Origin of the sequence: Streptomyces halobius (assembly GCF_023277745.1) — a bacterium.
GTDB lineage: Bacteria > Actinomycetota > Actinomycetes > Streptomycetales > Streptomycetaceae > Streptomyces > Streptomyces halobius.
This window is the reverse complement of the sequence record NZ_CP086322.1, coordinates 1,983,023-2,007,382: the sequence shown is the minus strand read 5'-3', so window position 1 is coordinate 2,007,382 and position 24,360 is coordinate 1,983,023. Positions and strand designations below refer to the sequence as shown.

The following is a 24,360-nucleotide window of genomic DNA, read 5'->3' as shown; positions in this document are numbered from 1 at the left end:
GGACGGTTCTGCACCCGTTCCCTCCCGTTCGCGTTTCACCGCCGGCCCTCAAGGGCATCGCGCCTGTCAGCGCACGGGCCGTCCGCTTCCTGGGGCAACACGAGGAACGCGGTGCCCTTGGTCAGGTCGATGCTGGAGCGGGGCGGCGCACCGTCGCTCTCGTCGTCCCGCCGCAGCAGTTCCACCCGACGCTGCTCCAGCTCCACCGTCTTGTTTCCGTTCACGACCGCCGTGAATTCATCGAAGGCCGTGTTCGACAACGACTGCCCCGTGCGCCTGTGTAGCCACGGGATCAAGCCCAGCCCCGTGAACCATCGCCACGCGCTCTCCACCAGGGCGAACAGGACCAGTAGACACGCGAACGCCGGGAATGACATGAGCCAAATCGTCACAGATGGTCCCTCATCGTCCTCAGGACAGTTGACTGCCGGGAAACGGCGGAAGGGTGGGCGTCGTTCTCATCGGACGTGCGGACTGGGAATACTCGGGGCTCCAGACAGCGGTCCGCGCGTGGACCGCTCGCACAGACACTCCGCCACCCATCCCGGCAGCGTCGTATGTCACCCGATAGGGGTGGCTCCCAATCTCGGGCAATGTGCTCTGCCCAGAGCGGCACAGGCCGCTCGGTTCCCTCGACCGCCGTCGTTGGACTCGTCTCGCTGATTGCCATGGGATCACTGTGCTGGATCCGCAGCGTGCAGGGATCGGGCCGGCGCATGATCCGCTTCCCCCATGCGGCGGAGGTGCGGCCATGGAGATCCACCGCATGGCGGAGTGCCGTGGGAGCAGGCCGGCTCCGGTGGATCTGCCGGACAGCACACCTGGTACTCCAGCAGCGTTTCGGTGTCTGTGCTGGTCAGGGGGCTGTTTCTGAGGCTATCTGGCTGACGGCGCGTCATGTGATGGCGGTTCGTGACGTGTCGTCGCGGTGCGCTGTCGGTAGTGGCACGTGCGGGCGGTCGCCTGGTGTCGCCGCCGCCAGCGGGACCAGGTCAGCGCGTGTTCGAAGCGGTGTCGCTGGTGGCCGGCGTGGGCGCGGTCTCGTCGCGTCTGGCCAGGCTGCGGCGGGCCGGCACCCACCGCTGGTGGGTGGCTGGTCGCCATCGAAGTCCGCGATGGCCGGCAGGTGGGCGGCCGCCCAGTCGTAGAGGCGTGGTGCCTTGGCGACGTCCGATGCCGGAGGAGGAGACATGGGCATCCCGCCCAGCAGCTCCACGGCCTGGCCGACCGAACGGACCATCGCGTCCTGGACCGCGTAACGGACCACCCTCAGACGGCGCGCATCCCCCGCGTGAAAGGGCCGCGACCGAGCGATGTCGGTGCGCGCGGCCTCCTGATAGTGAGTGACTGCGCGAAGCGGGGGGCAGGCACGAGGACGAAACCGGGAGGTGTCGGTCTGGTTCGAGGTCGCCGAGGGGGAGGATGCCACACTGAGCGCGGCGCCGTGGAACGACAGCCGTGGAACGACAGCGGGGCGGAAGCAGCGGACGTAGGTGAGCGACCGTGAACACGCCGAAGTGTCCCACGGTTCCGGTCGCTGAGCTGCTTGCGCGGCACGCGCGCGCGAAGATCCAACGCGCCTACGCGCGTTGGCTCGTGTGGGTTGACGTGTTCGGCACGTGGTCCGCGACCCGCCCGAGTGCGGATGGACCGCGCGGCGGCACGGACGCACCTGCCGCTCTGTTCAACTCCCCTACGGGGGCGGGTGGTTCCTCTACCGCCGGGCTCTCCGGCCCCGCCTTCCTGGTCGGACCGCGGTCGCACCCTCCGTCCAGGCGTACGCGCGCCGTGTGAGCGTCCACGTCGGCGTCATCGGCGCCACGGATCCCCACCGAGCTATTCGAAGATCGACATGCAGGAACATGATTGCTTGCCGATATCAAAGAACAAAAGGTTGCAGCATAAGTGTTGACTGCGATCGACCGGAGGGTTTGGATCTCCGTACCCCTGTCGACGGACTGGAGACCCCCCATGAACAAACAGACCAGGGCACGGCTGCTCGTCTCCGCGCTGGCCACCGCACTGATCACGGTGGTGGTGCCGGTGTACGCGGGCGCGGACGAGCCCGCAGCGGGCGACCGGCTCGGCAAAGCCACGGGCTTCACCGCGGACGGTGACACCTACACGGTCACCGCCGGGGAGGCGGAGCTGCGCATCGACTTCCACAACGACGACCTCTTCCGCGTCCACCTCGCCCCGGACGGGAAGTTCACCGATCCGGCCAATGACGATCCGGCCAAGCCCGGTGCCCCGGACGCCGACATCGTCGTCAAGAGCGACTACGAGGGCGCGGGCTCGTCCCACACCGAATCCGACGACGCGTACGTCATCAAGACCGACAAGGCGACGCTGACCGTCACCAAGTCGCCGGTCACGCTGGCACTGGCCGACGCGGACGGCACCGAGTTGTGGCGGGAGGCCGAGCCGCTGGCCTGGTCGGACGCGGGCACGGTGCAGACCCTGGCGCAGGGCGGGCAGGAGCAGTTCTTCGGCGGCGGCATGCAGAACGGACGCTTCAGCCACCGCGGCGAGAAGATCGACATCACCAATGGGGAGGAGGACGGGAACGGCAGGTGGAACGACGGCGGCAACCCGAACGCCGTCCCGTTCTACCTCTCCAGCCAGGGCTACGGCGTCCTGCGCAACACCTTCGCTCCCGGCTCGTACGACTTCGGCGCCCCGGTCAGAACCACGCACCAGGAACAGCGCTTCGACGCCTACTACTTCGTCGGCGACGCCAAGCAGGCCATCGACGGCTACACCGAGCTGACCGGCCGCCCGCTGCGGATACCGATGTCCGCCCTGGAGGTCGGCGACGCCGACTGCTATCTGCACAACGAGAACCGCGGCAAGCGCAAAACCCTCCGCGACTCGAAGAAGGTAGCCGAAGGCTACAGCAGCCGCGGCATCCCGCTGGGCTGGATGCTGGTCAACGACGGCTACGGCTGCGGTTACGAGGACCTGCCCCAGACCGGCGACATGCTGCATGGCAGCGGCTCCGAGCTGGGCCTGTGGACCGAGTCCGACCTGACCGAGCAGGAGGCCGAGGTCAAGGCCGGGGTACGAGTGCGCAAGACCGACGTCAAGTGGGTCGGCCCCGGCTACCGCATGGCACTCGACGCCTGCGAGAAGTCCCGCGACGGCATCCAGCAGCACAGCCTCGACCGCGCGAACGTGCTCACCCTCGCGGGCTGGGCAGGCACCCAGCGCTGCGGCGCCATGTGGAGCGGCGACCAGCACGGCTCCTGGGACTACATCCGCTGGCAGATCCCCACCTACGCCGGATCCACCATGTCAGGCCAGCACGCCACGACCGGCGACATCGACGGCATCCACGGCGGCAGTGCCCAGACGTACGTGCGTGACCTGCAGTGGAAGATGTTCCTGCCGATGACGTATTCGATGAGCGGCTGGGCGACGGACGCGGAGGGGAAGCCGCAGGACAAGCAGCCGTGGCGGTACGGCGAGCCGTACACCGCCATCAACAGGAAGTACCTGAAGCTGCACGAGCGGCTGTTGCCGTACTTCGACACGCACATGGCGAACGCCTCGAACAACGGTGTCGGCCCCACCCGCCCCCTCTACCTCAACTATCCAGACGACCCAAACACCTGGGGCGACAAGGCCAAGTACGAGTTCCTGGCCGGCGACGACTTCCTCGTCGCGCCGGTCTACAAGGACAGTGAGACCCGCGATGGGATCTACCTGCCGAAGGGCCGCTGGGTCGACTACTGGACCGGCGAGGTCCACGAGGGCGGGAAGACGATCGACGGCTACAAGGCGCCGCTGGACACCCTGCCGCTGTTCGTGAGGGCCGGGGCCATCGTGCCGATGTTTCCCGAGGGCACGACCGACTGGGCCGAAGGCAAGCAGGCCGGCCGCCTCGACCTGGACATTTACCCCGAGGGGCAGAACTCCTTCACCCTCCGCGAGGACGACGGTCGCACCCGCGAGCACGCCTCCGGCAAGTCCGCCACCCAGAAGATCGACGTGACCGCACCGCAGGCCGGGAAGCGGGGCCAGATAAAGGTCTCCGTCGGTTCACTGGACGGCGAGTACGCGGGCAAGCCCGCCCAGCGCCGCTACGGCCTGAGCGTGCACACCCACGCGGCCCCGTCCGGCGTCTTTGCCGCCGGGCAGCGGCTGACCGAGGTGCGGTCGAAGAAGGAGCTGGACGCGGCCGACTCGGGCTGGTGGTACGACGGCAGGACCGGGACCGTGCAGGTGAAGACCGCCGAGGTGTCCACCGGGCAGTCGCTGGAGGTCACGGTCGACGGAGCCGGCTCCGTCGGCGGCACCCCCACGCTGGCCGACGGCACGTACACCCTGGACAGCGCCGCCGGAGACGGGCGGCTCGAAGCACCCGGCGACACCAGCAACGGACGGCTGCGGCTGGGCAAGAAGTCCGCCTCCGACCACCAGAAGTGGCAGCTCACCTACAACGGCGACGGCACCTACCAGGTGAAGAACGCAGGCAGCGGCCTGTGCGCCGACGTGCCCAGGAGCGGGCGGGCCACCGGCACCGAGGTGAACCAGTTCCCCTGTTACAAGACCCCCAACCAGCGCTGGACCGTCACCGAGAACGCGGACGGCGACGGGCTGACGCTGAAGGCACAGCACAGCGGCCTCGCGCTGACCGCCACCGGGGATGGCCTCGCACAGGCCACTGACGCGGGAAAGGAGCAGCAACGCTGGCTGGCCGGAAAGTCCTGAACCGGGCCTGACACCACGGCGCATGGACACCGGTCCTGTCACGGCGCATCGCATATCCGCCGTGACAGGACCGGCCGTCATACGGCGCGGACGTCGATTCCTGCGTCTTTGAGCCAGGCGACGGTGTCCGCCGGAACTCCCGTGTCGGTCACCAGTACGTCGATGGCGTCCAGTGCGCAGATTCTGGCAAAGGCGCGGCGGCCCATCTTGGACGAGTCGCAGACGACGATGACGCGGCGGGCGCGTTCGGCGAAGTGCTTGCTGAAGCTGGCTTCTTCTTCATGGTGCGTCATGATGCCCAGCTGCGGGTCCACGGCGTTGACGCCGAGGATGACGGTGTCCAGGACCACCTCGTTGAGCACGCCCGCGGTCAGCGGGCCGATCAGTTCGTACGTCTGCGGGCGGGCCACCCCGCCGGTCACCACGATCTTTATCTGCGGCCGTACGGCGAGTTCGCTCGCGATGTTCAGGGCGTTGGTGACCACGGTGAACAGCGGCGCGGCGACGCCCCCCGCTGCTTCCTGGCCACCGTTCGTCCGCAACGCCAGGACACGGGCGACTTCGGTGGTGGTCGTGCCGCCGTTGAGGCCCACCACGTCGCCGTCGTTGAGCAGATCAGCCGTCGCCGTGGCGATGCGCTGCTTCTCGGATGCGTGCTGGGTGGACTTGTAGCGCAGCGGCAACTCGTAGGAGACCCCGTGCGGGATCGCGCCGCCCCGTGTGCGGACGAGCATCTGCTGCTCAGCGAGTTCGTCCAGATCCCTTCGGATGGTGGCACTGGACACCTCAAGAGCGGTGGCCGCTGCATCGACCTCCAGCTTGCCCTCGGCGGCCAGCGACTCCAGCAGCCGGTTCCACCGCTCGCGCTTGGACATGCGCAGAACTCCTTGTCGGGACGCAGAACTGAGCCTCGACTCTAGAGTCCGAACCGTGGCGTGCTGCGAGCAGGCCTTCCGGGTCGACCACGGATGTCGAAGCTGCTCATAGAATACGCATGTTTTTGTTTGCAGAGCCATTGCATCAAGCAATTCTCGCCAGTTACGGTGCACGGCACCTGCGCAGTCCGGGTTCGCAGTGAACGGTCACACGTCACCAAGGCGGTCAGTCAGATGGAACAGCGCGAGATGAAGCAGCCACGAAGGCTCCCCCCGGCCCGCGCCGTGGGCGCCCTGGTCCTCATCGGATGCCTGGGGCTCACGGCGTGCGGCGGCAGCGACGGCGAGAGCTCCGACGGCAAGACCACCATCAAGCTGGTGGCCGCCGACTACGGCGACAAGGCGTCCAACGCCTCCAAGCTCTACTGGCGGGACGTCGTCAAGGACTTCGAGAAGCAGAACCCGGGCACCAAGGTCGACGTCCAGGTGATCAACTGGAACGAGATCGACAAGCAGGTCAAGACGATGATCCAGAGCGGAAACGTTCCGGACCTGCTGCAGACCGGCGGCTACGCCGACAAGGTCGCCGACGACCTGCTCTACAAGGCCGACGAGGTCACCTCGGCCGAGACCCGCGCCAACCTCATCCCCTCCTTCGCCAAGGCCGGCGAGGTCGACGGCATCCAGTACGGCATCCCCTGGGTCTCCTCCACCCGCGTGCTCTTCTACAACAAGACAGTCCTCAAGGAGGCCGGCGTCAAGGCGCCGCCGAAGACCTGGGACGAACTCGCCGCCGCGGCCAAGAAGATCAAGTCGAAGAAAGCCGCCGACATCCCGTACGCACTGCCGCTCGGCCCCGAGGAGGCCCAGGGCGAGTCGATGATCTGGGAGTTGGGCAACGGCGGCGGCCACACCGACGGCGACGGCACGTACCAGCTGGACAGCGCCAGGAACGTGGAGACCTTCAAGTGGCTCCAGGACAACCTGGTGAAGCCCGGCCTCACCTACGAGAACCCGGCCACCACCGACCGCAAGACCGCCTTCGCGGACTTCGCGGCGGGCAAGGTCGGCATGCTCAACGGCCACCCGAGCCTCGTCCGGATGGCCAAGGGGGGCAAGGTCGACTACGGCGTCACCACCATCCCCGGCAGGAACGGGCCGCTGAAGTCCACGCTGGGCGTGGCCGACTGGATGATGGCGTTCAAAGACGGCGACAACAAAGAAGAGGTGAGGAAGTTCCTCGACTTCACCTACTCGGAGAAGATGCTGAAGTTCGACGAGATGTACAACTTCATGCCGGTCACCGAGGACGCCCTCGAAACGATGGAGTCCAACGGCAAGCACAAAGACCTGGAGCCGTTCTTCCAGCAGTTGCCGAACGCGTCGTTCTACCCGGTGGGCGATCCGGCCTGGGACGTCGTCTCGGCCGAGATGAAGAAGACCGTCGGCAAGGCGGCGCAGGAGGACCCGAAGAAGGTGCTGGGCGACCTGCAGAAGAAGGCGGAGGAAGCGGTCGCCGACAAGTAGTGACGGGCCGTGTCCGGCCGATCAGCCGCTGGCGCCCTCTTCATCGCTGAACCCGCACCGCTAGGAGTCTCTGTGTCCATCAAAGCCCCGCCGTCCCCGGCCCGCGGCCGAAGACGGGGCGGGCCCCCCGCCAGGACGAAGCGCCGTGCGTCGCGCGGTGGCCTCGCCCGGCTGGGCCCGCTTCCCTGGATCGCCCCGGTGATCCTGCTGATCCTCGCCGTCGTTGTCTATCCGATCATTGAACTGGTCCGCACCTCGTTTCTGAACATCAGCATCGCGGGCAAGGTGCGCGGCTCGGCGGGCACGGACAAGTTCAAAGAGCTCTTCGAGGAGACCGACTTCGGGCACGTCCTGCTCTGGACCGTGCTGTGGACCGTGGTGGTCGTCGGGGTCACCATGGTGCTCTCGTTGGGCCTCGCCCAGCTGTTCAACCAGCGCTTTCCCGGCCGCCGCATCACCCGCTGGGCGCTGATCGCCCCGTGGGCGGCGTCCGTGCTGATGACCGCCATCGGCTTCAAGTGGATGCTCAACCGGACCGCAGGCGTCCTCAATACGGTGATGATCGACCTCGGCATCATCGACAGGTCGAGGGACTGGCTGGGCGAGCCGGGCACCGCCTGGCCCTGGATGATGTTCGTCGCGGTCTTCGTCTCCCTGCCGTTCACCACCTACACCCTGCTGGCGGGGCTCCAGACCATTCCGCACGACGTCTACGAGGCGGCCCGTATCGACGGCTCGGGCTCCTGGCAGACGTACAAGGGCATCACCCTTCCTCTGCTCCGCCCCGCCTTGCTCGTGGGCGTGGTGATCAACCTCATCAACGTCTTCAACTCGTTCCCGATCATCTGGGCGATGACACAGGGCGGACCGGGCAGCGACACCGCCACCAGCACGGTGTTCATGTACAAGCTCAAGGAAACCGATATCGGGGAGTCCGCCGCGATGTCGACGGTCAACTTCGCGATGGTCGTGCTGCTGGTGCTGATCTTCCTCAAGGTCAGCCGGTGGAACGAGGAGGACTCATGACGACCGTCCCCCCGACCTCAACCGCGCCGCCCGCGCCCCCGAAGGTCCGGCCGCCGAAGCGGAACTTCCGGCCCCGGACGCTGGTGATCACCGCGGTCGCCTGGCTGCTGGCCGCGGTCTTTCTCGCGCCGTATCTGGAGATGGTGATCACGGCGCTGCGCCCGGCGAACGAGCTGCGCGATCGGACGTACGCCCCCGACAAGCTGGAGTGGTCCAACCTCGTCGACGTCTGGAAGGAGTCCTCGCTCGGGGACAACCTCCAGGTGACGCTGCTGATCGCAGGCGGCGCCACGGTGCTGGTGCTGCTGGTCTCGCTGCCCGCCGCCTACTACACGGCACGGGTGCGCTTCCGAGGACGCAAGTGGTTCCTGCTGCTGGTGCTGGTCACCCAGATGTTCCAGCCGACGGCGCTGGTGGTGGGGCTCTACCGGGAGTTCCACCAGTTGGACATGCTCAACTCGGTCTGGACGCTGATCCTGTGCAACGCCGCGTTCAACCTCGCCTTCGCCGTCTGGATCCTCTCGGCCTACATCGGCTCGATCCCGCCCGAGCTGGAGCAAGCCGCGATGGTCGACGGCACCAGTCGGTTCGGGGCGATGATGCGGGTGACGCTGCCGCTGGCGCTGCCGGGCGTGGTGACGGCGGTGATCTTTACGTTCATCTCGTCCTGGAACGAGTTCATCATGGGCCTCACGCTCTCCACCGAGCCGGAGAAGCAGCCGCTGACCGTGGGCATCAACAACTTCATCGGGAGCTACACGGTCCAGTGGAACTACCTCTTCGCCGCCTCGGTCGTCGCCATCATCCCCGTCGTCATCCTCTTCGCCGTCATCGAGCGGCACGTCGTCTCCGGGCTCACCGCCGGATCCGTCAAGTAGCGCCGCCCCGAGGGCCGTCGCCGTCACCCGTTGCGCACCACGAAGGAGTCCGCCCCATGTCCACGTCGTTCGGGCCGGTCAAGAGCCGTACGTCGACCGAGATCGCCTCGCAGCCGCGTATCTGGCGACGCGCGGCCGAAAGCGTCGCCCACGTCGGTGACGTACTGCCGCGCAAGGGCGAGCGCGTGGCCGTCGTCGGCTGTGGCACCTCCTGGTTCATGGCCCAGGTGTACGCGGAGCTGCGGGAGGCCGGCGGCCACGGCGAAACGGACGCCTTCGCCGCCTCCGAGTTCCCTCTTTGCCGCCGTTACGACCGGATCTTGGCGATCTCCCGCTCGGGTACCACGACGGAGGTCCTGGACCTGCTCTCCCGTGTCAGCGGTGGGACACCGGTGGGAGCGATCACCGCCACCCCTCGGACCCCCCTCGTCGCGGCGGCCGGCGCCGTGGCCGTGCTCGATTTCGCTGACGAGGAGTCGGTCGTCCAGACCCGTTTCGCCACCGCCACCCTCGCCCTGCTCCGCAGGCACCTGGAGGTGGCGGATGCCCTGCCGACCGGAGTGCGTCCGATGGTGCGGGCGATCACCGACGCGGAGCGGGCCGTCACCGCGGCGCTTGAAGCCGGGGTGTGTGCAGCCGAACAGTTCACCTTCCTCGGCACCGGATGGACCTGTGGTTTCGCGCTCGAGGCGGCGCTGAAGGTGCGGGAGGCCGCCGGGGCGTGGAGCGAGGCGTATCCGACCATGGAATACCGCCACGGCCCGATCAGTGTCACCGGTCCCGGGCGCGTCACGTGGGTGTTCGGTGGCGTGCCGGAGGGTCTGGCCGACGACGTGGTACGTGTCGGTGGGACATACGTCGCCCGGTCCGGGACCTCCGTCTCGGACCTGGACCCGATGGCGGACCTGATCCGAGCTCAGCGGCTCGCCGTCTTCCTCGCCGAGGCACGTGGTCTCGATCCGGACCGTCCCAGCAACCTCACCCGGTCTGTCGTTCTCGGGCCCCATGCGTGACGCCGGGGCCGCGACGGACTGCGTGATCGCGCTGGATGTCGGCGGCACCAACATGAAAGGGGCGGTGCTCGACCGCGCATTGCGGCCTCTGCGCACGACCCGTCGGCCGACACCCTGCCGCGCGGGCCCGGACACCGTGGTGACGGCCATCGTCGCCACGCTGCGCGAGCTGTACGACGCGGCAGACGCGCGGGGCGCGACCGTCCACGGCGTGGGCGTGGTGGTGCCCGGCATCGTCGACGAGAAGAGCCAGATGGCGGTGTACTCCGCCAACCTCGGCTGGCGCGACCTGCCCCTCACGGACCGGCTCACGCCGGCGCTCGGACTCCCGGTCGTCCTCGGGCACGACGTACGGGCCGGCGGTACGGCCGAGAGCCGTATCGGCGCTGCCCGGGGCACAGGGGACGCGCTCTTCCTGGCCATCGGGACCGGGATATCCGCGGCCGTCTTCATCGACGGGCACCCCGTACGGGCCGGGGGCTACGGGGGCGAACTCGGCCATCTGACCGTCGAACCCGATGGGAAGCCCTGCGTCTGCGGCGGAAGAGGCTGCCTGGAGACCATCGCCTCGGCCGCGGCCATCGCCGCCGACTACACCGCCCGCACCAACCGCCGGGTGGACGGCGCGGCCGCCGTGGCGGCGCTGCTGAGGGCCGGCGACTGCGATGCGCAGGCCGTCTGGGGCCGCGCGGTTGACGCACTGGCCGTGGCTCTCGCGACGGTCGGCGCGATCCTCGCGCCCGAACTCGTCGTCCTCGGCGGCGGACTCGCCCAAGCCGACAAGCTGCTGCTCGACCCGCTGCGCGACCGCCTCGCCGGACGTCTCACCTTCCAGCGACGCCCGTCTCTGGTCCGAGCCGCCCTGGGGGATCAGGCCGGCTGTCTGGGCGCCGGCCTCCTCGCATGGCAGCGCGCGCACGAACCGGTCGCCGAACTCCACGAGCAGGCAGACGGAACGAGGAGGTGGGCACTGTGATCGTCACAGTCACCCTCAACGCCGCGCTCGACGTCACCTACGAAGTCGAAGCGCTCGTCCCGCACGGCTCACACCGCGTCACCAAGGTCATCCACAAGCGCGCGGGCGGCAAGGGCGTCAATGTCTCCCGGGTGCTGGCCGCGCTCGGTGTGCCCACTGTGGTAACCGGGCTCGCTGGTGGAGCGACGGGCCAACTCATCCGCGACGACCTGCGCATGGCCGGGCTCAGGGACGAACTGGTGCCGATGATCGGCGAGTCCCGCCGCACCATGACCGTGGTCTCCCGCCGTGACGGAGACGCCACGGTGTTCAACGAGGCCGGACCAGTGGCGGACGCAGCGGCCTGGGATGGGTTCACGGCCCGCTTCGGCCCTCTCGTACGTGACGCCCGGGTGGTCGTACTCTCCGGCAGCCTGCCGCTCGGACTGCCCTCCGACGCGTACGCCGAGCTGATCCATACCGCTACGGAGGCGGGCGCCACGACGATCCTGGACAGCAGCGGGCCCGCTCTGCTGGACGGCCTCAGCGGCGGACCGTCCCTCGCCAAACCCAACGCCACCGAGATCCTGGACGCCACCGGCCACAAGGACATCCTGCGCGCGGCCGCCGCACTCCGCGCGCAGGGCGCCCGCAGCGTCGTCGCCTCCCTGGGCCCTGACGGCCTGCTCGCCGTCACACCGGCCGGGTGCTGGCGTGCCGTCCCGCCGCAGCGGCTGACCGGCAACCCGACCGGCGCCGGCGACGCATGCGTCGCCGCGCTCGCCGCCGGACTGTCCGTCGGGCAGCCGTGGCCCGACCTGCTGCGCGATGCCGTCGCCCTCTCCGCAGCGGCAGTTCCCCGCCCCCTGGCCGGCGACTACGACGCCGACCTCTACCAACACTTCCGCACCACCGCACACGTGGAGGAACACCATGCCTCTCACCACCACTGACGCCGTCGTCGCCTCCGCCCTGCTGTTCCTCCACCGTGACGAAGGCCTATGGGCCCACCTTCGGAACCTTGGCCGACCCCGAACTACGAAGATCATCAATGCCGTTCGCGCGCCAGGACCGCCTCCAGCGTTCCACCGAGCGGGGCGCTCATTGACGTTCTGCCAGGGGCCGTAGTGTTCAGGCAGGTCACACCAGGGGAATCCGGGTCCGGGTCCGGTACAGCACCCCGTTGACCACCCTTCGGTGATCCGCCCACCGCCCGCCCCGCATGCCGGCCTCCGGCAGCAACGGAGCGATACGTTCCCACTGAGCGTTGGTCAGTTCATGCCGACGCGTCATGCCAGGCTCCTGCCCGCGACGGCCTGAGACCCACCACACCGGCCAAGAGCCGTCAGACACGCCTTAGAGGGCACCACCGTCTAGACGGCCTGCCCGGCCGATCAGGGATGTGCCGGTGGCAGGCCCGCCACCGGCACATGCCATCAGGCCACTGGACCGGTGAAACGTCTCGCCAGAGGTCAGGGGCCGACCATGGCTCACGCACTTACAGGCAGCCGAATCATTGATCGATAAATTCGCGCCGTATGCAGCGAACCCGCAGGCCGGCCCGGCCGAATTCCGCCCTGGCCTGATGTGTTCGGGCCATTACCCGTGGCCGGATCGGCTGTACACGACGGCCTGCCCGTACACCTACGTTGAGCATCGGCGAATCCGCCCCTGGAAGGAGAGCCGATGGCTGAAACCCTGGTGTTTGTGTGCACCATCGAGAACCTCACAGCTTCCCCGCTCAAGGTGAAATCCAAGGAGCTGTACTGGGGGAAGTGGGTCGACCGCGGAAATCACGAGCCCGTGGAGATCCCGGCCGGCGAGCGTCGGCAGGCGTTCCGTACCAGCGGCCGGCAGAGCAGCTCCTCCGGGACCGAGGGCAAGGTCGTCTACCAGATCGGCGACGAATCGACGGCCACGGTGGAGATCTACTGGGATGTTCCCTGGGTCGCGGGTTCGTCGAACACAGTGAAGGTGACGCCCTCCAACAAGTACATCCTTGCGCCCATGGACGGCTTCGTGGGCAGCGGAAGCACGGAATCGGTGACCATCACGGTGGGCCGCATCAAGTGACCACAATTCGACCGGCGGAAGGAGTCATCGGTGAGTGAAGCCCCGTTCGTTTGCACGATCAACAACCTCGCGTACGACGAAATGAGGCCGCAGAGCACCGACTTACCCTTGGGCAGGTGGGTCGTTTACCCCGAGGTCATTCCGGGACGCAAGAAGGCCGAGGAGATCGAGGTCATCCGCCAGACCCGCAGCCCTTATGTGAGGGGCTTGGTCGTCTATCAGGTCGGTAGTGACGAGTCGGCCTGGGTGAAGATCGGCTGGGACATGCCGGGAGTGCCCGGAACGACGAACATCGTGAACGTCGAGACCTCCCACCCGGAGATCATCGCCACTCTCGACGGATTCATCGGTCTGAACGAGACCGAATCCATCACCGTCACCGTGGTCGACGCCCGGGAGCAGCCGACCCGCAACGGCAACGGCCCGGGGAAATCCGCCGACGGCTAGCACGTATCGCAGAACCCAGAAGCGTCCCAGTGGGCAGCACACACCGGTGCTGCCCTTCCTTCTTGGCGAGGAGTGATCGACCGTGGCGGAACACGACAACGGCGGGCCTGTCTGGGCGAGGGAAGGCGACCAGGGGCTGCGGGTGGTCCCGGAGGCCCTGCCGGCCACCGGCACCGGCAGGAGCGCCACCGGAACCGGGCCCTGGGAACTGTGGTGGATTCCCGCCGAGGGCCTTCCGGAGCTGGTGAGCGAGGGATCGTCGGGCGGCGGCGAAATCGTCGACCCGGACTACGGCACTCGCGGGCCGGGCGAATACGTGCTGGTGTCCTTCGCCAGGTCTGGAGACCCCGACCAGGTCAAGGACGTGCTGCCGGGACAGCCCAAGGACCCGGTGGACTTCGGCGACTTCCTGAGCACGCTCAGGAAGTGGGAACACATCGCACCGCAGAAGCCCGACGAGCAGCGACAACACGGCAAGACGCAGGTCACCCACATCACCACCGACAAGGGTTACGTCGTCGAGGTCCGCAAAACCTACTCCCTCACCCGGACGCCCGGCGACATCATCACGTTCAACCCGAACGCCGAGGGGCTGTGGCCCGGCGCGCTGGTGTCCGGGCAGACCGCGAAGAACGGTCTGCTCAGGGAGATCGGCATCACCGGCGAGCAGCGCAATCCGGTGCGGATCACGATCGACAACCTGGCGGCCAAGCCCTCCGAGGTGGTGAGCCAGCCGGACACCGGCACGGTCACCGACGCCATCAAGCGCATGGTCCAGGGGGTGTCGGGCGGCCACCGCAGCCAGGTCTTCCACATGCGCGAGGCGTTCAGCGACGAGGAGATCGCCCTCAACTTCGGCTTCTCCGCCTCGTACTCCGGATTCAGCAGCAGCACCAAGATCGAGGCCAGCCGCAAACAGCAGAAGAACACGATCGTCGCCTATCTCAAGGAGTCGGCGTTCACGGCCTCCTGCGACACCAACCGACTGCCCAACGCCTGGATGAACGAGGCCTTCACCTACCAGGTCCTGGAGGAGCTGAAGAAGTACGGCCGTATCGGGGTGGACAATCCCCCTCTCGTGGTCGCGTCGGTGACCTACGGCAGGATCCTGATGTTTACCTTCACCTCCTCCGAGAGCATCACGGACATCACCGCCGCCCTCAACTTCGGTTACAGCGGTGCGGCGCAGGTCGACGCGGAGCTTGAGGCCAAGTACAAGAAGATCAACCGAGAGGCGGAGATCAACCTCATCAACATCGGCGGCAGCGCCCAGCCCATTCACGACCTCCTCCAGAGCCGCAAGCTCGCCGACTACTTCAACCAGCTGCCCAGTCTCGCCGACTACAGCCCCATGGGCTTCGTCCTCAAGACGCTGGACACCAACATTCCCGCGCGGATGAGCGAGACGACGACGTACGACGACATCCGCTATGAGCCGGCCAGGTTCGACCTCAAGCTGGAGATTCTCGGCCTGTCCGAGCCGCCGGTCCGGAAGTACTGGCTGACGCTCGACGGAAAGCGGAGCTACTTCGACGAGGACGGCAGCATCTTCCCGCCGCTCGAGGCACGGCATCGGTTCGGCGCGGAAGGCGAGGGCGACCCCTTCCGGGTCGAACTCTGGCGGACCTGGAACGGGCAGGACTATCACATGGGGGACGCGGCCTATGTGCCCGATCTCCACCGGATCGCCGACGAGTCCGAGTACACCGTGACCGAAGAACTGCCCTTCGCGTTCAAGACCAAGACGCTCGGCCTGAAATTCCGGCTGCGGGTGACGAATCTGGCCTATGGTAACGGGCGGGGCGGCGGTGCGCGGAAGACCGACCTGGAGAGGTTCGAGGACATCCTCAAGCGTCTCCCGGGAGTCGTGAGCCGGGAGGAATACCGGGCCGTTTACGACCAGGCCCTGGACTTCATCGTGTACGAGAGCCAGAAGAGCTCGGCCAACACCGTGATCATGGCCACGAGGCTGCGGGACAAGGCCTACGACGCGGTGGCGAACAGGCCGGACAAGGCCAAGTACCACCAGGAGGTCGCGGCGGCCAACGAGGCCCGCTACGCGAGCGACGCCTTCCGCAAGGGCTTCATGGCGGGCACGCGGCCCGCCGACCGACGTGAACACGGCCTTCACGTCCTGGCGGCCTTGTACAACCTCGAGGCGGCCACCGTGCCCGGGCACGACTACACCGCCGCGCTGAACCACCTCAGGGCCGGGGTGAGGGCGACGGATCTGCCGGACGGCGCGGTGCGGGTGAAGACCCCGAGTGCGGTCTTCGTCTTCGAGGGGGAGGGGGCGACGACGGTCCTGGTCATCGGCGAGGCACGCTGAGCAAGCCGACCGAGGCGGGGGACCGGGCGGGGTGCCCGGAGGGACGCGCGCCCCGGCCGGATCGCCCGCCCGTCACCCGCCCAATGCCGCCGCCTGACAGGCGGGTTCCGTCACCCGTCCCCCGTCTGCGCTGCGGTCAACATCGGCACGCCACGATCAGGGCCCCATCATCTCGGTTCACCGTTGCGACTCCACGAACCGGGTGCACGACGCCTTGACGCCGGGCCACCTATGAGACACCGGTTGGGCCGGCGTTGGCCTTCGTTCGGACGTTCTTCGGTCGCCGCACCTTGGTCACGCCACCGATATCCGGGAAGTTGTGCGGGCCGGTGCCGTTGTCACGGTCCGGAACACCGCAGCCGACGCCGTCCACCACACGCTGGCCAAGGCCGACGGCCTCTTCCACCGTCACTACGGCATCGGCAAGGCCGTCTTCAGCGTGCTCGACAAGAGCGAAGACGCCGTCGTCGCCGAGCTGCACCCACTCTATGAATTCCTCACTTTCGGGGATTGCTCTGGTCGGTTCAGTGAGGTCGGCGGGTCCGGTGCGGGTATGCGCGTTTGCCGAGCTGCAGCGCGGCCGCCGATCTCAGGGGGGCGCCGCGGCGGTACCGGAAACCGCCAGGCTGCCCGACCCGTGAGTGCCAGGACCGCAGGCACCAGAAGGGTGCGGACCACCAGGGCGTCCACCAGGACAGCCAGCGCGACACCCAGTCCCAGCATCTTGGTGTTGGTCGTTCTCGATGTGCCGACGCTGGCCAGCACGACAGCGAGGATCACGGCCGCGGCGGTGATGACTCCTCCGGTTCGCCGCATTCCCTCAAGTACGGCTTCCCGGTGGTCGCCGGTGCGCAGGAACTCTTCTCTGATCCGGGAGAGCAGAAAAACCCCGTAATCCATCGAGAGCCCAAAGGCCACGCAGAACATGAGCACTGGCAACAGGGCATCGATCGACCCGGTCGGCGTAAAGCCGAGTAGTCCGGAGAGGTGGCCGTCCTGGAAGACCCATACCACGGCGCCGAACATCGCGGTGAGGCTGAGGGCGTTGAGCACCACGGCCTGCAGTGACACCAGAACGCTGCGGGTGAGCAAGAGGACAAGACTCAGCGTCGCCATGGCGATGAAGATCGCTGCCCGGGGCAGACGGGTGCCAATGGCGGCCTGGCTGTCCACGGAGACCGCGGCAATCCCCGTGGCGTACGCCGGGAATTGAACACGCATGCCTCGTATGGCGCGTACCAGGTCCTCGCTCTCCTTTGAGGCAGGGTCAGCAGTGGGCACCACAGTGAGCCACGATGTCGTGCCTGAGGTGCGCGATCGGTCGCCAGGCCCGAATCGTGAACCGTGGCTGTATTGTCCGGTCGGCCCGTCCACCCGCTTCACACCGTCGAGCTTGGACAACTGACGGGAGAACTGGGTGAGATCGGCGACGTCAGCCCGCTGGGTGATGAGATCGATTCCACTTGCACCATTCTCCGTGAAATCGTCGCGGATCTGCTGCTGGACGATGCGAGCCTCAACTCCAGGGGGAAGTTGCCGGTCGTCGGAGGTACCGAAACGTACGCCGAGGAACGGCATTCCGAGCAGTATGAGGAAGGCGACCGTGCCGACTGCGAAGAACGGTGCACGCCGCATCACCTGGTTGGTCAGGCGAGTCCACTCTCGCATGTAACGGGGCGCGGCATGGCGGCCACTGGGGCGACAGACGAGTGTGCGAGCGTCAAGTGCGTTGATGCGCGGTCCGAGAACCGTCAGCAGCGCGGGGAGCACCACAAGGGCAGCGACTGTGGAGAGGGCCACCACACTCACTCCGGCATAGGCCATGGAACGCAGGAAGTAAAGCGGAAAGTTCAGCATCGCGGAGAGTGAGACGGCGACTGTTGCAGCCGAGAACAACACAGTCCTGCCTGCGGTTTGCAAAGTGACGAATATGGCAGCGCGTATGTCCTTTCCATCCGCTAGCTCTTCCCGGTAGCGGCGCACGATCAGCAGCGCGTAATCGATGGAGAGCCCCAGACCCAATGCGGTGGTGATGTTCAGTGCGAAGACCGACACCTCCGTGATGGCCGCGAGAGCACGCAGTACCGCATTGGTTCCGACGATGGCTATGGCCCCGATGCATACCGGCAGCAAGGCCGCTACGGCGCTTCTGAAGACGAACACCAGGATCAGCAAGGTGACCGGCAGAGCGATCTGCTCGGCGCGGACCAGGTCCTCGGAGATGGTGGTCTGGATGACGTGGCGGATACCCGCGGTGCCGCCGGCCCGGACCCGCAGGACGCCGTGGTCTCCCCGATACCGCGGTGCGATCCGTTCCCAGGCGCGTACGGCATCGCCTTCATCGCCAGTGAGACGAGCCACGATGAGCGCCTCGCGCCCGTTGTCCGCGCGCAAGGACTTCGCCCTGGTGGTCCAGTAGGAGGTGACGGCAAGGACACCCCGTTCGCTGGTGAGCCGGTCCGTCAGGGCGCGTCCCCGGCGCACCGCCAGGGGATGGTCCACACCCTGCTCAGCGGTGGCCATGAGTACCAGATCGGGGCGACTGCGCGGGAAATTCCGCTCCAAAAGCCGGGCCGCGCGGGAGGATTCGGCAGCCGGATCCTCGCCGCCGCCGTGGCGCAGTTGCTCGGTGACTCCGCCACCGAGCACAGCGGCGAGGACGAGGAGCACCCCGGTGACTGCGAGCAGGAGCCAGGGGCGTCCGCAGGCCAGCCTCGCCGGCACCGTGAGCAGTCCACGCTGCGACCTTGGGACATGACGTCGGTCACGCGGCATGAACAGACCCCAAAAATGCTAGACGAGCAGATATACCTGCCCCTTGCCAGCGGCAACAGGTCCTGGCTCAGCTCGGATGAAAAGAACTACCACTACGCGCCCGCTAAGACCGGTCGTGCCGATACACAGATCCGTCGGAGCCGAACAGTCGGGCGCTTGAGCTCACTTAACAGCAAAGCCGGGCAGATCCTACGGGGAGATGGCTGCCCGACCGGCGAAACATGAGCTGCAGTGCTAAATATTCATGTCGCGATTGTTGCGCCAGTACAGTTGTCAATTGGCGGCTATAGTCGGCAGAACAGTGTGTGGCGGTGGGAGGGGGAGGCTCTGTTCTTTGTGAGTTGATATGGCATCAGTAACTCATTGAGGTTCCGATCAACATTTCCAGGGACGCCCCGGGAATGCGCTCCGGAAGGGGTGGGCGAGCGTTGCATCAAGTGCAGCACCGCTGTGTTTCGACGGATGGCAGGTGCAAGTCCCCGGCGCTGGCCCTTCCCCGCGTCAGCCATCGCATGAACTCATATGCTGAATCCCCTGATGCGCTGTTGGGCCGTCAGGTGCGTGCGGCCAGGCCAGTCAGAGAGGACGACCAGCCGGCTGGTGGATATGGCCGCGACCTTTGCTGATGCGAGCCACACATGCGAAGAGCCGCGAGGGCGGCGTCTACGGCTCTGCTGGTGTATGCCCGGCCAACGTCGATCTTTCCTGATGCCCGTCAGCTCATCTGGTGGACCGTTTCGGTTTGTTGGGTGGTTGCGGGTGTGCCGGCCCCGGCTGATGCCCCTAAGGGTGTCAACTGGCAGACACTGGTGTCATTGCGTTCCGCCTGGGCGGAACTGACCGTCTGGTAGAGCCGCCGCTGCCGGGCCGGTCCCGAACGCGGTTTCCCGTCCGGAACACTTGCGGATGAGCTCGGGGTTGCTCAGCCCGGCCAGCGACTCGCGCGGCCGTGGTCGGCGAAGCCCATCAGCGGGTGGTGCCCCGAAGTCCGGCTTCAGTCGAGGGTGTATCCCAGGGCGTGCGCCCACTGGGTGGTCTGGTGGGTGAAGGCACGGGCGGCGGCGCTTTGGTAGGTGCTTTCGCGGCGGAGGAGAGTGACGGTGCGGGAGGGGAGTGCGGGGGTGAGCGGGATGGGGGCCAGGTGGGGGTGCTCGCGGCTGATGGCGTCGGGCAGGACGGTGGCCAGCGGGGTGCGGGCGACGATTTCGGTAAGGGCGTTGATGGAGTTCGCCTCCACCGCGATCCGCGGCTGCACGTGGTGTGCGGCGAAGTGTTCGTCGATGTGCCGACGGGTGGCGAAGTCACCGCTGAGCAGCGCGAGATGGCGTTCGTGCAGGGCGGTGACAGGCAGGGGGCCGGGGGTTGCGGTGTCGGGGTGGTGGGGGCCGACGACGAGGCTGAGGGTCTCGGTGAACAGCGCGGTGGCCTCAACGCCCGGAAGATGGGCGCCTGCGAAGGCGATGCCGAGGTCCAGTCGGTCGTCGAGAAGGTCCGCTTCGACGCGGTCCTGGGCCAACTCGCGTACGTCCAAGGTGATGCCGGGATGGCGGGTGTGGAAGTCGGCGACGAGGGGGCCGGTGAGGTAGGCGGTGAAGGTGGGGGTGACGGCGAGTCGGAGGTGCCCGCGGGAGAGGTCCTGCACATCCAGCACCGCCCGCTCGCCGGCCGCGAGATCCCGTAGCGCGCGCCGGGCGTAGTGGATGTAGGCGGTCCCGGCGTCGGTGAGGCGGACGGTGCGGCCGGTGCGGTCCAGCAGCCGAACGCCCAGGGCCGTCTCCAGCTGTTTGATCTGCTGGGACAGGGTGGGCTGGGAGATCCGCAGCTCCTCGGCGGCGCGGGTGAAGTTGGCGTGCCCGGCGACCGCGAGCAGATAGCGCAGATGACGCAGTTCCGGCTTCATGGAGCAACTATAGGTGACATCGATGACTTCTAGTGCTATTCGCTCTTGGACTCTATAGGCACTGGTCATGCATGGTGAATGACGTCGGCCGCACCGACGGCGCCGTTCAAAGGGAGTTATCCCGATCAAAGGAAGTGATAGGCCATGCGTCATCTCGCCGAGGGAGTCGACCGCTTCCAGCGGGAGGTCTTCCCCACCAAGGCCGGGCTCTTCGCCCACCTGGCCACCACCCACCAGCCCGGCACGTTGTTCATCAGCTGCTCCGACGCCCGCGTCGTGCCCGAGCTGATCACCCAGACCGACCCGGGCGAGCTGTTCGTCATCCGCACCGCCGGCAACCTCGTCCCCGCCTACACCCCCGGCGCCGACGGTGTCGCCGCCAGCATCGAGTACGCGGTCGCCGTCCTGGGTGTGCAGGACGTCATCGTCTGTGGGCACTCCGCCTGCGGCGCCATGACCGCCCTCGCCGAAGGCCACGACCTCAGCGCCGCCCCGGCCGTCGCCGACTGGCTGCGCCACGCGGATGCCTCCCAGGCCCGCACCGGAGCCGCCGAGAGCGGGCGGAAGGTCGCCGCGCTGGTGCGGGAGAACGTCGCCGCCCAGCTGGCGAACCTGGCCACCCACCCCTCGGTGGCCTGTGCCCTGGCCGAGGGCAGCGTGCTGCTGCACGGCTGGGTCTTCGACATCCCCACCGGCACCGTCGAAGAACTCGACGCCGGCACGCGCCCCGCCCTCGTGGCCTGACCCGTCCTTCTTCCCCTCTCCCGCCCGGCCTGCCGGTTTCCGGGGCCACTCTTCCCGATCCCCTGCAACCTCAAGGGGACGGGCCGTCCGAAAGGAAGCATTCCCATGGTGCACGCCCAGTTCGACAACAACGCCCGTCAGCAGCTCGCGATCGCCTCGGTCGAGGCCAAGACCCGCAAGGACCTCACCTGGCAGCAGATCGCCGACGTCGCCGGACTGTCCGTCGCGTTCGTCACCGCCGCCGTACTCGGCCAGCACGCCCTGCCGGAGGCGTCCGCGAAGGCGGTCGCCGAGCTGCTCGGCCTGGACGAGGACGCGGTGATGCTGCTGCAGACGATCCCGACCCGCGGCTCCATCGAGGGCGGCATCCCGACCGACCCGACGATCTACCGCTTCTACGAGATCCTCCAGGTCTACGGCACCACGCTCAAGGCCCTGGTCCACGAGCAGTTCGGTGACGGCATCATCTCCGCGATCAACTTCAAGCTCGATGTGAAGAAGGTCGCCGACCCCGAGGGCGGCGAGCGCGCCGTCATCACCCTGGACGGCAAGTACCTGCCCACCAAGCCCTTCTAAGGGGCTGCTCCGCGATTGATCGCGGAGTGGCCGTGAGATGGCGAAGGCCGCGGGGGTTCTTGAGGTGTGAAGATCAAGCAGGCCCGCGCGACCATGTCGCATCCTGCCTTGTGCGGCGTCACGCGCCAACATCTCGGCGAGTTGACCGAAGAACTCGCGCCACGCCGGGAAGCGCGCTGCGAGTCCGCGCGCCACCAGCGGCGCCGGGCCGCTCGTATCGGCGACGGGCCGGTGCCGGGCCGAAGTGCGAACCGGCCTTCACCGACCGGCTGCCGGCCGCCCTGGTCCATCTGCGGACCGGCCTCACCCACCAGGTCCTGGCCGTGATCTACGAGGTCGGCTCTTCCACCATCGGCCGCGCGATCAGCGGGATCCGCTATCGGCTTGCCGGCCGCGGATTCGCCGTCCCGACCGGCCCGGCATCCGACTGCGCACCCTGGAGGACGTGTTCGCCTACGCCGCAGCCGAGAACATCACGCTGCGCCTCGACGGCACCAAGACCCAGGTCCGCGCCCCAAGGCGCACTCTCCCGGCAGGCTGGCCTTCGTCTCCGGCAAGCGCCGGCAGAAACACCATCGAGACCACCACGATCAGCGGCCGCCAGGGCCGCACCCTGTGGTCCGTTGCGGTGCGTTCCGGCCGGATACATGACCAGACCTGCGTGCGCACCGAAGGCTCGCGGGCAGTTCCGCCGACATCCCACCGTGAAGGCCAACGCCGAACGCCGCCAGTGGGGCCCGCTGCAGCGGTGCACCGGCCGTCGCGAGGACTACGGCACCACGTATCGCGCCATCGCCGGCCTGGCCTCCGACCGCGCCACCAAGCGAGCCACCCGGCACAAGCCGAGCACCGAACTCGTTCCCGTCCGCACGACGGCCTGCTGAATCACCCACCAGCCGAACCGTCATGCGAGCACGCCCCGCGATCAATCGCGGCGCAGCCCGTAAGCGGCTCCGGTGAAGTCCGCTACTGATCCTTGGACGCGGGTTCCTGTCAGGCCAGTTCCCGGTCGACGGCGGTGCCGATGCCTTCTTCTCCAGCCGCCGTGGCGGTCTGCACGTACGGGATTCCGCGAGCGGGAACTCATGTCTGAATGTTATTCAATGACAGTAGACGCGAGGCGTGCGGGGCAATAGGTTGCGTCGTCAGCGATGGGCGGTGCAGCGCCCTGCCCTACCGCTACCCCCACACGATCGCTTCGAGACGAGGTCCTCGTGAGCCGTAGAATCTCCCCCCGTCTGCTGACCGCATGTCTTGTCCTGGCCCTGGGAGCGGGCACCATGGCCGCCTCCGGTCCCGCGTCGGCCGGCCCCGCCCAGGACACCGGCCAGATCCGTATCCCCGATCCCTACTGCTACGACGAACCGTCGCAGCCTGATGCCGACCTGAGCGACCTCAAGGCGGCCTTCAACTCCTCGAACTGGATGCAGATACTCCAGGCGATGTACAAGCGGCGCTGGCCCAGCGGGGAGGCGCTGGCGATCGCCCAGGCCGACGACAAGTACTGGGACCAGTTCGTGGACAAGCGGAGCTTCGAGGGCTTCGCCGAGTCGATGATGGTGGCGATCCACGAGGAAACCCACATGTGGGACCTCGACCCGTCCCGGACCGAGTGGGACGTCCACACCGCGGCGTGGATCAACAGCCATCAGCAGGCGCTGACGGTGCCCCTGCACGGCGGCTTCCCCCGCAAGGAGATCCTGCCGCTGATCAAGGACAGCCTCTCCTCCTCGATGGACGACATCTATCTGCGGGACGAGACGCAGGGGGAGTACCGCCTCCAGGGTGTGCTGGCGGAGCAGAACGCAGGGCTGACCGGACTGCCGGCGGTCACGGTACTCCAGGAGTACATCAAGGGGATCGGTGCCAGTAACGCCCGGGACATCGCCGCCACCAACCTGCGGTACCTGTTGCTCTACCTACGCGTCGCCAAGGACAAGCACCCCGATTACTGGGCCAAGATCAAGGCCGAGCCCAAGCTGAGAGACCTGGTCCTGACCCAGTTCCTGCGGACGGCCTACTGGCTGGAGAAGTCCGCACCCTACACCGGCAAGTTGGGCAGCAAGGATGCCGACAAGATTACCGCGGCAAACTACGCCCCGCAGAACATCGCCATCCTGGAAGAGTTCACCGGCCGCAAGGTGCGCCTGGACTCACAGAAGCACTGCACCGCCTGAAGGACCACCGAGAACCGAGGTGCGTCGTGCGCCTTGACAGCCCCAGCCCTCATGGGTGTTGGAATGCGATCCGCATACGGGGCGTGAGTTGGTGCACCGTTTCGCCGGCGGCGGGCCTGATCCGCCAACGAGCCCGCGTCCAAGGATCAGTAGCGGACTTCACCGAGACTGCTTACGGGCTGCGCCGCGATTGATCGCGGGGCGTGCTCGCATGACGGTTCGGCTGGTGGGTGATTCAGCAGGCCGTCGTGCGGACGGGAACGAGGGGCATGGGATGTCCGCGTCGTTCCAGGCGCGCGATGCGGGCCATGCTGTGGCCGGCGAGGCGTTGGGTGAAGAGCCAGGTGACGAC

General features: G+C 67.4%; 19 protein-coding genes and 3 pseudogenes. 15 read left to right on the top strand and 7 right to left on the bottom strand.

Features of this window, described 5'->3' with window-relative positions; genetic code table 11:
* Positions 1 to 35: 35 nt before the first annotated feature.
* Entirely contained in the window at positions 36 to 377 is a 342-nt protein-coding gene (locus tag K9S39_RS09490) for a DUF6191 domain-containing protein (protein ID WP_248862892.1), read from the bottom strand.
* 657 nt (positions 378 to 1,034) lie between these two features.
* Positions 1,035 to 1,171: pseudogene (locus K9S39_RS43340) on the bottom strand (IS701 family transposase); the annotation flags it as partial.
* 800 nt (positions 1,172 to 1,971) lie between these two features.
* On the opposite strand from K9S39_RS43340, the gene K9S39_RS09485 reads away from it, so the two are divergent.
* Complete coding sequence (locus tag K9S39_RS09485) at positions 1,972 to 4,713, top strand: RICIN domain-containing protein (RefSeq protein WP_248862890.1); 2,742 nt, start codon at positions 1,972 to 1,974, stop codon at positions 4,711 to 4,713.
* Positions 4,714 to 4,790: 77 nt separating this feature from the next.
* Here the strand turns inward: K9S39_RS09485 and K9S39_RS09480 are convergent, their stop codons facing one another.
* Complete coding sequence (locus K9S39_RS09480; protein WP_248862889.1) at positions 4,791 to 5,588, bottom strand: DeoR/GlpR family DNA-binding transcription regulator; 798 nt, start codon at positions 5,586 to 5,588, stop codon at positions 4,791 to 4,793.
* Positions 5,589 to 5,837: 249 nt separating this feature from the next.
* Between K9S39_RS09480 and K9S39_RS09475 the strand changes: the two genes are divergently transcribed.
* The 6 genes from K9S39_RS09475 to K9S39_RS09450 all read left to right on the top strand — a co-directional run bounded on the left by K9S39_RS09475 (position 5,838) and on the right by K9S39_RS09450 (position 11,940).
* Entirely contained in the window at positions 5,838 to 7,115 is a 1,278-nt protein-coding gene (locus tag K9S39_RS09475) for an extracellular solute-binding protein (protein ID WP_248862888.1), read from the top strand.
* Positions 7,116 to 7,187: 72 nt separating this feature from the next.
* Positions 7,188 to 8,141: a carbohydrate ABC transporter permease gene (locus K9S39_RS09470; protein ID WP_248862887.1), complete on the top strand. Its 954-nt coding sequence runs from the start codon at positions 7,188 to 7,190 to the stop codon at positions 8,139 to 8,141.
* Positions 8,138 to 9,019 (top strand): carbohydrate ABC transporter permease, encoded by an 882-nt coding sequence (locus tag K9S39_RS09465; protein ID WP_248862886.1) that lies wholly within the window; start codon positions 8,138 to 8,140, stop codon positions 9,017 to 9,019. Before K9S39_RS09470 ends, K9S39_RS09465 begins: the two co-directional genes overlap by 4 nt.
* A gap of 56 nt (positions 9,020 to 9,075) precedes the next feature.
* Complete coding sequence (locus K9S39_RS09460; protein WP_248862885.1) at positions 9,076 to 10,032, top strand: SIS domain-containing protein; 957 nt, start codon at positions 9,076 to 9,078, stop codon at positions 10,030 to 10,032.
* On the top strand, positions 10,025 to 11,008 hold the full coding sequence (locus K9S39_RS09455) for an ROK family protein (RefSeq protein WP_248862884.1): 984 nt from the start codon (positions 10,025 to 10,027) through the stop codon (positions 11,006 to 11,008). Before K9S39_RS09460 ends, K9S39_RS09455 begins: the two co-directional genes overlap by 8 nt.
* Complete coding sequence (locus K9S39_RS09450) at positions 11,005 to 11,940, top strand: 1-phosphofructokinase family hexose kinase (RefSeq protein WP_248862882.1); 936 nt, start codon at positions 11,005 to 11,007, stop codon at positions 11,938 to 11,940. Before K9S39_RS09455 ends, K9S39_RS09450 begins: the two co-directional genes overlap by 4 nt.
* 120 nt (positions 11,941 to 12,060) lie before the next feature.
* Here the strand turns inward: K9S39_RS09450 and K9S39_RS09445 are convergent.
* Positions 12,061 to 12,280, bottom strand: a pseudogene (locus K9S39_RS09445) (transposase); the annotation flags it as partial.
* Positions 12,281 to 12,673: 393 nt separating this feature from the next.
* Between K9S39_RS09445 and K9S39_RS09440 the strand changes: the two are divergent.
* The 3 genes from K9S39_RS09440 to K9S39_RS09430 all read left to right on the top strand — a co-directional run bounded on the left by K9S39_RS09440 (position 12,674) and on the right by K9S39_RS09430 (position 15,836).
* Entirely contained in the window at positions 12,674 to 13,060 is a 387-nt protein-coding gene (locus K9S39_RS09440; RefSeq protein WP_248862880.1) for an aegerolysin family protein, read from the top strand.
* A gap of 30 nt (positions 13,061 to 13,090) precedes the next feature.
* Positions 13,091 to 13,507 carry a hypothetical protein gene (locus K9S39_RS09435; RefSeq protein ID WP_248862878.1) on the top strand — a complete coding sequence of 139 codons (417 nt, stop codon included), beginning with the start codon at positions 13,091 to 13,093 and terminating at the stop codon, positions 13,505 to 13,507.
* A gap of 82 nt (positions 13,508 to 13,589) precedes the next feature.
* Entirely contained in the window at positions 13,590 to 15,836 is a 2,247-nt protein-coding gene (locus K9S39_RS09430) for a thiol-activated cytolysin family protein (protein ID WP_248862877.1), read from the top strand.
* A gap of 229 nt (positions 15,837 to 16,065) precedes the next feature.
* Here the strand turns inward: K9S39_RS09430 and K9S39_RS09425 are convergent, their stop codons facing one another.
* From K9S39_RS09425 to cynR, 3 genes are all read right to left on the bottom strand, one after another.
* The gene (locus K9S39_RS09425) at positions 16,066 to 16,317 is read right to left on the bottom strand and encodes a hypothetical protein (protein ID WP_248862875.1); all 252 of its coding nucleotides are present in this window, start codon (positions 16,315 to 16,317) and stop codon (positions 16,066 to 16,068) included.
* A gap of 5 nt (positions 16,318 to 16,322) precedes the next feature.
* On the bottom strand, positions 16,323 to 18,611 hold the full coding sequence (locus K9S39_RS09420; RefSeq protein WP_248862874.1) for an MMPL family transporter: 2,289 nt from the start codon (positions 18,609 to 18,611) through the stop codon (positions 16,323 to 16,325).
* 994 nt (positions 18,612 to 19,605) lie between these two features.
* Positions 19,606 to 20,511: a transcriptional regulator CynR gene (gene cynR, locus K9S39_RS09415; RefSeq protein ID WP_248862872.1), complete on the bottom strand. Its 906-nt coding sequence runs from the start codon at positions 20,509 to 20,511 to the stop codon at positions 19,606 to 19,608.
* A 144-nt stretch (positions 20,512 to 20,655) separates the two neighbouring features.
* Here cynR and K9S39_RS09410 point away from each other — a divergent pair, with 144 nt between their 5' ends.
* The 5 genes and pseudogenes from K9S39_RS09410 to K9S39_RS09395 all read left to right on the top strand — a co-directional run bounded on the left by K9S39_RS09410 (position 20,656) and on the right by K9S39_RS09395 (position 24,008).
* Positions 20,656 to 21,255: a carbonic anhydrase gene (locus tag K9S39_RS09410; RefSeq protein WP_248862871.1), complete on the top strand. Its 600-nt coding sequence runs from the start codon at positions 20,656 to 20,658 to the stop codon at positions 21,253 to 21,255.
* Between the two features lie 105 nt (positions 21,256 to 21,360).
* Positions 21,361 to 21,831, top strand: a complete 471-nt coding sequence (gene cynS, locus K9S39_RS09405; protein WP_248862870.1) for a cyanase — start codon at positions 21,361 to 21,363, stop codon at positions 21,829 to 21,831.
* 26 nt (positions 21,832 to 21,857) lie between these two features.
* Positions 21,858 to 22,154: pseudogene (locus tag K9S39_RS42935) on the top strand (hypothetical protein); the annotation flags it as partial.
* 381 nt (positions 22,155 to 22,535) lie between these two features.
* A complete protein-coding gene (locus tag K9S39_RS09400; RefSeq protein WP_248862869.1) occupies positions 22,536 to 22,715 on the top strand; it encodes a hypothetical protein in 180 nt (59 codons plus the stop codon).
* A gap of 330 nt (positions 22,716 to 23,045) precedes the next feature.
* Positions 23,046 to 24,008 (top strand): hypothetical protein, encoded by a 963-nt coding sequence (locus K9S39_RS09395; protein ID WP_248862867.1) that lies wholly within the window; start codon positions 23,046 to 23,048, stop codon positions 24,006 to 24,008.
* Positions 24,009 to 24,360 lie beyond the last annotated feature (352 nt).